The 9235-nt window shown below is 36.0% G+C and carries 11 protein-coding genes; all 11 read left to right on the forward strand.

Annotated elements, in window-relative coordinates; translation table 11 throughout:
* The first annotated feature begins 62 nt into the window (after positions 1–62).
* A complete protein-coding gene (locus tag ABEQ74_RS24950; protein WP_430124928.1) occupies positions 63–545 on the forward strand; it encodes a hypothetical protein in 483 nt (160 codons plus the stop codon).
* Between the two features lie 215 nt (positions 546–760).
* Complete coding sequence (locus ABEQ74_RS24955; protein ID WP_430124929.1) at positions 761–1726, forward strand: hypothetical protein; 966 nt, start codon at positions 761–763, stop codon at positions 1724–1726.
* A gap of 199 nt (positions 1727–1925) precedes the next feature.
* Positions 1926–2852, forward strand: a complete 927-nt coding sequence (locus ABEQ74_RS24960; protein WP_430124930.1) for an AlbA family DNA-binding domain-containing protein — start codon at positions 1926–1928, stop codon at positions 2850–2852.
* 210 nt (positions 2853–3062) lie between these two features.
* Positions 3063–3686 (forward strand): hypothetical protein, encoded by a 624-nt coding sequence (locus ABEQ74_RS24965; protein ID WP_430124931.1) that lies wholly within the window; start codon positions 3063–3065, stop codon positions 3684–3686.
* 356 nt (positions 3687–4042) lie between these two features.
* Positions 4043–4369 carry a GNAT family N-acetyltransferase gene (locus tag ABEQ74_RS24970; RefSeq protein WP_430124939.1) on the forward strand — a complete coding sequence of 109 codons (327 nt, stop codon included), beginning with the start codon at positions 4043–4045 and terminating at the stop codon, positions 4367–4369.
* A gap of 246 nt (positions 4370–4615) precedes the next feature.
* Positions 4616–5083, forward strand: a complete 468-nt coding sequence (locus ABEQ74_RS24975) for a GNAT family N-acetyltransferase (RefSeq protein ID WP_127590626.1) — start codon at positions 4616–4618, stop codon at positions 5081–5083.
* Positions 5084–5321: 238 nt separating this feature from the next.
* Positions 5322–6023 carry a hypothetical protein gene (locus tag ABEQ74_RS24980; RefSeq protein WP_430124932.1) on the forward strand — a complete coding sequence of 234 codons (702 nt, stop codon included), beginning with the start codon at positions 5322–5324 and terminating at the stop codon, positions 6021–6023.
* 166 nt (positions 6024–6189) lie between these two features.
* Positions 6190–6606, forward strand: a complete 417-nt coding sequence (locus ABEQ74_RS24985) for a hypothetical protein (protein ID WP_430124933.1) — start codon at positions 6190–6192, stop codon at positions 6604–6606.
* Between the two features lie 263 nt (positions 6607–6869).
* The gene (locus tag ABEQ74_RS24990) at positions 6870–7451 is read left to right on the forward strand and encodes a hypothetical protein (RefSeq protein WP_430124934.1); all 582 of its coding nucleotides are present in this window, start codon (positions 6870–6872) and stop codon (positions 7449–7451) included.
* A 250-nt stretch (positions 7452–7701) separates the two neighbouring features.
* On the forward strand, positions 7702–8259 hold the full coding sequence (locus tag ABEQ74_RS24995; RefSeq protein WP_430124935.1) for a hypothetical protein: 558 nt from the start codon (positions 7702–7704) through the stop codon (positions 8257–8259).
* A 193-nt stretch (positions 8260–8452) separates the two neighbouring features.
* Complete coding sequence (locus tag ABEQ74_RS25000) at positions 8453–9010, forward strand: hypothetical protein (protein WP_430124937.1); 558 nt, start codon at positions 8453–8455, stop codon at positions 9008–9010.
* The last annotated feature ends 225 nt before the right edge of the window (positions 9011–9235 follow it).

Genomic DNA, 9235 nt, shown 5'->3' on the forward strand with positions numbered 1-9235 from the left:
GTCGTGGATACAGTAACGTTATATGAAAGATAGGCAATGAATAATTTCAATGAGGTGTCTCTATGGAGAAATCTTTAAAAGATCTTGCAGATAAGACTTTAAAATACTTGTGCGTTGGTTCATATATTGAGGGGATTAACTTCTATGGACTTAAGATATTATTTGCTGAAAATGAAGTAAATAAGGCTAGAATAGATGGACAAATATATTTAAATATTGAAGGAAAGTTTGCAGTGCTTCCTTCCCTGCCAGAGGTCTTTCCAACAGCAGAAACTTTACCTGAACTGGATTGGATAGAGAGTTCAAAGATAATTTGCGAACTTAGAATGAAGAAAGTAGTAGATTTATGGTTATCGAGTGATGTACCGACTCTAATTATTGTATTCGAATCTGGCGAAGTTCTTTACGTTAATGGACATAATGATAAATACGAAAGCTGGCAATTAGGGGTATGGGGGAATACAAACAAAGATGAAATATGGGAAATCGTTTGTTGTCCTGGGAATGATATTGCAGTATGGGCACCGGATGATTTTGTTGGCTAAATCAATGATGGCCTATCCATCATATAACATAGTATCTACGCTGCGGGCCATTCGACCCTTGGTTCACAAGAACGATAAGCAAAGAAGTAGAATCAGTGAACAACCCTTGGAGGCTAAGTCCGTCGGACCCAGTCGCTTTGCTCCTTTAAGCCTCTCGGGTTCGTAGATACAGGAACGTTATACGACATAGTTCATTTAAAAAAGGAGAATAAAACATGAAACGATGGAATCTATCTCAAGTAGCTGGTTTAGTTTTTGGTATATTGCTGGTAGTCACAATCATTCTTCAGATTGTAAATACTTCGGAAACATCAACTAAACTTGAACAGACTCTGTTTAGTGTTCTACAGTTTATTTTTTCTATTATTTTTGGTTGGTTAGTAACTAGAATATCTACAAAAAATGAATTTGAACAAAGTCAAAAAAGATTTGCGCTGTCTGCATATCGCAGGATTAAAGAGATTGAAAAAGCAGTAAATATGCTGATTGATAGAACACATAATAAAATGAGTGCTGGTTCTGAGGACGTAAGAAGAGAATTGGAAAGTATAGAAACAAACTCAATATTTATCAGAGAAACAATTAAGTCTTCAATTGCAGACTGGGCAGATATTATTGGCGAAGAAATTGATAACTTTAACAAAATCGAGCAGAAAGAAGAAGAGTTAAATAAGTTACAGGAACAACAAAACTATTTAGATAATAATAGTGAAAAAGTAGATCAACTCAATAATGAATTAAAGGGATTGATTGAAACACTTCCTAATCAATTAAAGATAGTTAGAAGAATTGAATCAAGTTTTCAAGAAAATTTAGAAGATAATAAAAATATTATAGAAGCGATGTTAAGTAGAAAAGGTTTTATTGAAGTATCCGGATTAATTGATGGGGCTTTTGATTTTGAATTTGCTAATGAAGAGCTTCAAGTAAATAAAGAATATGAAGTGTCTTTAGGAGATGTAAAGGGTAGAATAGCAATTTTAGTTGTGAAAAACAACCAAGGTAAAGCTATTGGAATGATAACTAACTCATTTAAACACGACTATTCAATATTTATGGAGGCACTAACAAGTTATTTGCAATCTTCAAACTTCAGAATAAAGGTAATAAGGAAGAAGATTAATAGCGATTCAACTAGGGTTGACTTTAAGGCTAAGATTCTAGATAAATCGGAGAAGTGAACTACGTCGTATAACACAATGTTCACGCATCGGGGGACAAGCCCCCTCGGTCCAGCAGAGGCATTTCGATGAAGCGGGAGCAGCTGGACACATCCGCACCGACTAAGCGCATCGCGCCCGGCCACGTTGTGGCCTTAAGTCGGTGGGATGTCGTGAACACAATAACGTTATCAGAAACTTCAGTAAAGGATGACTAAAGATGTTTAGCAGACAAGAGCTATTAAAAATAATTAATAAAGAAGAAGGATATGAAATCGAATTCAAAGAGTCGCTTTCAGGTTTGAAGTCCGAAGATATTGTTGCATTTGCCAACTCTAAAACTGGTGGAGTAATACTAATCGGTGTAAAAGATGATTCTGATAATCAAGGAAAACAAATTGGAACAGTTACTGGTTGTCAAATCAGTGACAAAGATAAATTATCAATCTTAAATAAAGCGCAGAGTTGTAGACCACCGGTTAACTTAGAGATTATTTCTACAGAGATTGATGGAGCTGGGATTTATGTTATTGAGATTTTAAGTGGTGAATTCAAACCTTATTGTACAGATGGAGGAACATACCGTATTAGAGGAGATGGACAAAAGCGTTCCTTGTATCCTAGTGAATTGCTTTCATTATTTATGGAGAGTGAAAGAAATAAATTTGTTAATAGTTTTAAAGAGGCTACAACAGAATTAGAAAGAAATCTTAATGAGACAAAGCAACAAGTGCTTAAAGAGACCAGTACCATGATCAAGGAACTTCAGGCTTTTGATAAAAAAGTTTCTGAAACTTTGGATGATATTTATTCAAGTGCTGATAATGCAGATAGTAATTCGAGCAATGTAGAAAGTACAGTAGATGATATAGAAGATACTGTAGATGACATATGGAGAATCTTAATGAGCGTATCCTATTTGCTTCCCAGAATAGATTCAATTATAAAGTCTAATCAAAACTCAAATGAATTCGACCCTAAAAAGTTTATAAAAGAAAGCTTATCAAGATCTTTAGAGAGAGTCAGTCGAAACGGTGTTTATTCACAACGGATTATTGATAAGCATGTAAACATTATAAACAACATATTTCCTGAAGTAAGCAAACAAGAAATACAACAAATAATTAGAGAGATAGATTTAATGTAGCTCAAAGGAAGTTGAAGCTTCTGATAACATAATATTCACGCTGCGGGCCTGACGACCCTTGGTCTGCAAGAGGATTTTCGAGGGAATGGAGTCAGCAGACAGCCCTGCGAGGCTAAGTGGCGGAGCCACCCGGTCCTGGTGGACCTTAAGCCTCTCGGGTTCGTGAATACAAGAACGTTAGCCGAAATACCATGAGAAGGAGAAATTTATGTGACCTTTAAAGAAACACTAATGATTGCTATAACTACAGCAACACTTACTTTTGTGGCAACTTTATTATCTAGTAAATTTAAGAATTGGTTTGATTGGCTTGACAGCACAAATAAGTTTATAAGAGATCACAGTTACATTCAATTAAGAGAATTATATTTGGAATTATATGCGATAGTAGCTCAATCAGAATATTTGAGACATTATTCAAAAGTTCAAAAGGGGTATGATGAAGTACCATTTATTGAAATTCATCGTGAGCATCACACTATTTCGATGGATCCTTCGATTGAAGATGTGGTTATTCAAATCAAAGATGCGGTAACTGAATTTAATAAACTATCGATTGCTGAGTTAATAATAAATAAAGGTGCTTATGCATCTCAAGATTTATTAAAGCTCGCCGTAGCATATAGATTTATTCATCCCTATTATAAAGAACTTAAAAATAATGGATTAGATATTATCCAAATTGAAGAGTTAGAGTTAATCAAAAAAATTGTTAGTTCTATTGTCAAAGAAACTAATTGTTACCTAAAAAAGTGTAATATGAAATATAACAAAAGTGAAATAAGAACAGGATTAATGGATAACAAAATTTTCAAGAATAACATAAATATATGATCTCGTGGGTACTACAAGAAGTCATGGTACATCGGCTAACATAGCATTCAAGCTTCAGGGCTATCGCCCTTTGGTTGTGCAGATGTATAATCATTGAAGAAGCTCAGACAACAAATGACCCAGCCTAAGATAAGAGCTATCTAAGGCTGGGTCATTTCGTGAATGCACAAACGTTATCTGAAAGCTTGGCAAACTATTGAAAAGGGCTGATAAACATTTCATTTATAATTAGGCAATTTAAAAGTACTGATAAAGAAATAATAAAGAAATTACATATCGACGGATTAAATCAATTTGGTGCAAGTATTGGTGACCCAGTTTTAGATAAAGATTTAGACAAGATTGAAGAATTATATATTGCTAATGGTGATTTCCTTGTCGGAACCGTAGATGGAAATCTCATATGTATGGGTGCATATAGGAAAGTAGATGAAATAACAGCGGAAATCAAACGGATTAGGGTTAAGACTGAATTTCAGGGTAGAGGATATGGTAGCCAGATTCTTGCCGCTCTAGAAAAGTCTGCAGAATATAGAGGTTATACGAGATTAATATTGGATACAACAAGCAGACAGATTCCTGCTCAAAAATTGTTTCTCAAGAATAATTACATTGAATTTTCAAGACGCAAATATGATGAAATGGAATTAATATATTATTGCAAGATATTAAAGAATAATTAGTAAGCAAATGCTTCGATGGCCAAGCCTTCAGATAACATTATATTCACGCAACGGTCCGGCTGGCGCCGTCCCTTGGTCCGCCCGAGGCATTTCGAGAAGTTGAATCTGGCGGACACCCCTGCGAACCTAACCGCAGTCGCGGCCGGCAGCTGAAGCTGCCTTAAGGTTCTCGGGTTCGTGAATACGGTAACGTTAAGTGAAATATTCGTAAGAACATTTTAAATAGAAGCTTATATGAGGTGGGATATGGAAGTTTTACAAACATATGATTACGAGCTTATTAGTAGGCTGAATCAGGAAGTTCAAGAATTACATAGACAGATGTATCCTGAGTATTTTAAACAATATGATCCCGATGCTGCGAAAACTTTTTTTAAACAAATCATAAACGACCCAAGATTTATCTTTTATGTTGCGCGAGAAGAAGATCAAGTATTGGGATATGCTTGGGTGGAGTTACGAGAGTATAAAGAAAGTGCATTCCGTAATGCGTATCAATCTCTATTTATTCATCATCTGAATGTCCTTAGTGCATTTAGGCATAGGGGAGTAGGAAATGGTTTAATAAATAAAGTTATTGAAGTAGCTGAAAGTAATAAAGTAAATAAAATTGAATTAGATTATTGGGTGAACAATGAAGTAGCTAGGAGTTTCTATAAGAACAAAGGATTTATGAAATATAAAGAATTTGTTTACAAAGATATACGAAATTAGGAACATTATCTGAAGCTTGATCGAGGATGACGAATACATCACTTAACATAGTATCTACGCTTCGGGCCGTTCGGCCATTGGTTCGCAGAAGAGGCAAGCAGAGAAGCGGATTCAGCTCACAACCCTGCGAGGCTAAGTCCGTGGGACCCGGCGCATTCGCGCCTTAAGCCTCTCGGGTTCGTAGATACAGGAACGTTATGTGAAATACGTCTAAATCTTTTAAAGGAGCGGAATAATTTTGATGATCAGTGAGTGGATCCATATTGAATGTATTTTCATTAACAAGTGGGTTCTACCGATTCAAAATGAAATTAATGAAGCAATTAAGATTTCAAAAATAGAAGAACCTACTGATGAATTTTATGAAAGTGCTATGGCAATTTCTATCAGAATTGACATGATAATTAGACTTTTTAGACGGATGACAGAGGATTTAGAAAGATTAAATGAAGTGGTAATCGGACACAAAGATGAACATGTAAACACTAATGATCATGAAGCTTATGGATTGTATGTCGATGATGATCTAAAACTTGATTTGTTAATTGATATTGATGCGTTTTTATTCGAGATTAACTCATGCTGTGAATTGCTTAGTAAATTCATAATTGAATTATTTAAAGCGAAAGGTCAGTCAATAGATCAAGGACAAGTGGGAAGGTTACAAGCAAGAATACTCAGAGATTCAGGAATAGACGCATCTTGGTTTAAACAATTGGATGACAGCCGAAATTTCTTTATACATAACGGGGCACCGTATATAGCAGTAGATGTTACAAACAAGCCATCATACAATTTAATCATAATGAAAGAGAACCTCAAAGTCTTTGATGATTTAGATAAATTTCTGACATTAACTACATTGGTAAGTATCCGGGATGGATTTCTTGAATCATTACCTGCATTGCAGAAGTACCTAATAGAATTTATTAAGCAATAACAGGAAGAGACGTACATCACATAACATCATATCCAAGCTTCGAAGCCTGGCGGCTCCTCGGTCCGCCCGAAGGGGATTGGCAGGGAAGCATAATCAGGCGGACACATCCGCACCGACTAACCGCATCGCGGCCGCTCCCGTTGGTCGCTTAAGTCGGTGGGACGTCGTGGATACAGGAACGTTATATGAAAGAACCGAAAGGACGAAAAAGATGAACAACGAAGTGCTTGATATATTCGGGGAATTTTTAATGGAAGAATTAAGGGACAAGATTATTGAAAGGTTTGAGATGATTAATGCTGGACTCCTGAAGAGCCCGTCTACTCAACGACTAATACAAGATTACAACCAATTTAATAAAGATCAAAGAGAGATTATACAACGAGTTTTAATAAATAGTATTGATAGTGGTATACACGATTTTCTTTTTAAGATACAAGAAGAACAAGACATGAATAAAAGAATAAAGATTAAAGTGAATGATATAGATATAGCTGTAGAAAGTGATGGACTTCATGGAGAGTTGTTCACTGAGGACGGTTGGATCCAGAAGTACAGTAAATATGAAGGTAATACGAGATAAGATCTGTAGTTATTCGAAGAGGTCGGTTCCTTCATATAACATAGCATTCACGCTGCGGACCCTAAAGGCTCGGCTCCTTGGTCTGCAGAAGTTAAGGTGAGGAAGTTATTAGCTGCAGACAACCCTGCGAGGCTAAGTCTGGCGACCCGGCGCTTATGCGCCTTAAGCCTCTCGGGTTCATGAATACGGGAACGTTATAAGAAATTGTCGCAAAGAACAGGATGAAAACAACATTTAATTCAATTATGAGGAGAATATAATTAATGAGTGATCTTAAAGAGGAAGATGACATTAAAGAATTGATAATTTTAGCCTTTACTGATGTGGATTCTGCATTTAAGTTACTTGGAGCTGAAGATAATCAATATAATAGAAGGTGTTATATCAGAACAGTCTTTGCCGCTGTTGAAGCATTAACCTATGTTTTGAAACAAAAGTGTTTGGATAGACCAGATATAAATAGAAATATATACACTGAAGCAGAGATTGCTCTATTAAAAGAAGAATCATACACTCTTAATAATAGGGCTGAGGCTGTCAGTAGAAATAACTTTCTTCCAACAGCAGACAACTTTAGATTTGCTCTAAATATGTATATGCGAAACTCTACTGGTTATAAATTAGATTTGAGCGATGGTGGGTGGGAGTTGTTTAATAAGGCATTAAAAATTAGGCATCGTATTGTTCATCCAAAGGCGACTGTTGATTTTATGATACCAGATAGAGACTTAGAAATTGTTATTAAGGGATACTCATGGTTTAACTGGGTGGTTGTAGGTGCATTACTACACATGGTTGAATATCAAGATGGAATGTTAAAACAATTAAATAATATAAAAGCTTAAATTACTAATTTAGTTGTTATCTCATGAGGGCACCAACATCTTATAACATAGCATTCACGCTGCGGAGCCTGACGGCTCCTGGATTCGCCCGATGAGGATAAAGCTAGTGGTGATTTCAGGCGAACAACCCTGCCAACGCTAAGTGGCGAAGCCATCCGGCTCATTCGCGCCTTAAGCCTCTCGGGTTCGTGAATACAAAGACGTTATGCGATATTGCAGCAAATTAATTAGGGGTAGGGGGAACTCGTAGATGAAACAAAAGTTCATATTATTTTTTTCAACATCTATACCTTATGGAATTATTATGGGGTTGTTCTATAGTGAGGATGTTTATTCAAATTTAAATAATGGAGTGATTTCGGGAATTATATTTGGACTATTAATGACAACAATTTTATCAGTAATTCAGAGGATAAAGCTAAAGAAACTTGGACAAAAAAAGGGAAATGTGAAAATCATTAATACTGCAGAAATAGTGATAGAAGGTTCTAAACAAGATATATTAGTCATTTGTGAAAACTCACTAAGTAACATTATCAAATGCAAGATCGAGGAAATTAATATTCAAGAGGGAATATTAAAGGCAAAGGCAGGAATGACTTGGTATACATGGGGTGATTTAATTTTGTTTAAATTGGATCATATCCACGAAAATAAGTATAAGGTGCTGATTACAAGTAGACCGATTGTTAAGACAACTGTAATTGATTATGGAAAGAATCAGGACAATATTAATAGAATAATAAAGTTCTTTAGAGAAATTAAGAGAGATGTGAAAGTTATTCAGGATGGCTGCAATATCACATAACATCGTTTTCACGCATCGCAGCCTTACGGCTGCTCGGTCCGCTCGATGCATTTCAAGGAAGTTGATTCAGGCGGACAACCCTGTGAACCTAACCGCGTTGCGGCCGCCCCGTTGGGGCTTAAGGTTCTCGGGTTCGTGAACACATAAGACGTTATGTGAAACCGGTGCAAAAACATATTTAAGGATGATATTCATGGAAGTGCTAAATCAAGAAATTGCAGATTATTTAATTTCAGTTCTACAAAATACAACGTCGATCCAAGAATTTGAAAGCTGGTTGTACGACAATGAAGAGCGACTTGAAAAGGAATTAGGAATTGAAACGTATTTCATGTTAGTCAACTTAAATTATAAATCAAAATTTGTATTGGACGAATTAGAACCCGTACTGATAAAAATCCTAGACTATAGATCAATATATGAATTTGAGATAAGAGATACCTTAAAAAGACTTTTCTCTTCAGAAGAAGATTTCATTAATTGCTGTAGGAAAATCTATGACGCATATTGTAAAGGTTACTCGTTCCTAAGAATCATTGCATTGAAATTTATTGTGTTTGATTATGATTTACAGTTGGACGAACCAGAAAAAATGGACAGTTTTATCAAACAATACAGACAAGAATTAATCGAAGAAGGCAAAAGAATTTTTGGTTTTTTTGAAACTAATAAAATAGAGATTGTAGGACCTTATGAATACATTGACTCACGAAATAATGAGGAAAAGATAGAGGAACAGTATTGGACGTAATTCAAGGTGGCACCGGCATCATATAACATCGCATTCACGCTGCGGGGCTTACGCCCCTAGGTCGTCAGATTTATAATCATGGAAGAGGCTCAGACGACACACGACCCAGCCTACGATAAGAGCTATCTAAGGCAGGGTCGCGTCGTGAATACGAGAGACGTTATAAGAAATCGGCGAAGAGCGTAAAAAATCATTAGAGTTGTTGATCTCGATGAAGGATCCAGT

This window comes from Paenibacillus solani (genome assembly GCF_050475945.1).
Classification (GTDB): domain Bacteria; phylum Bacillota; class Bacilli; order Paenibacillales; family Paenibacillaceae; genus Paenibacillus_AQ; species Paenibacillus_AQ solani_A.

Excerpts from the sequence above, each read along its gene's own strand:
- ABEQ74_RS24955 (WP_430124929.1), top strand. The coding sequence starts at position 761 with ATGAAACGATGGAATCTATCTCAAGTAGCTGGTTTAGTTTTTGGTATA.
- ABEQ74_RS24990 (WP_430124934.1), top strand. The coding sequence starts at position 6,870 with ATGAGTGATCTTAAAGAGGAAGATGACATTAAAGAATTGATAATTTTA.
- ABEQ74_RS25000 (WP_430124937.1), top strand. The coding sequence starts at position 8,453 with ATGGAAGTGCTAAATCAAGAAATTGCAGATTATTTAATTTCAGTTCTA.
- ABEQ74_RS24950 (WP_430124928.1), top strand. The coding sequence starts at position 63 with ATGGAGAAATCTTTAAAAGATCTTGCAGATAAGACTTTAAAATACTTG.
- ABEQ74_RS24995 (WP_430124935.1), top strand. The coding sequence starts at position 7,702 with ATGAAACAAAAGTTCATATTATTTTTTTCAACATCTATACCTTATGGA.
- ABEQ74_RS24975 (WP_127590626.1), top strand. The coding sequence starts at position 4,616 with ATGGAAGTTTTACAAACATATGATTACGAGCTTATTAGTAGGCTGAAT.
- ABEQ74_RS24960 (WP_430124930.1), top strand. The coding sequence starts at position 1,926 with ATGTTTAGCAGACAAGAGCTATTAAAAATAATTAATAAAGAAGAAGGA.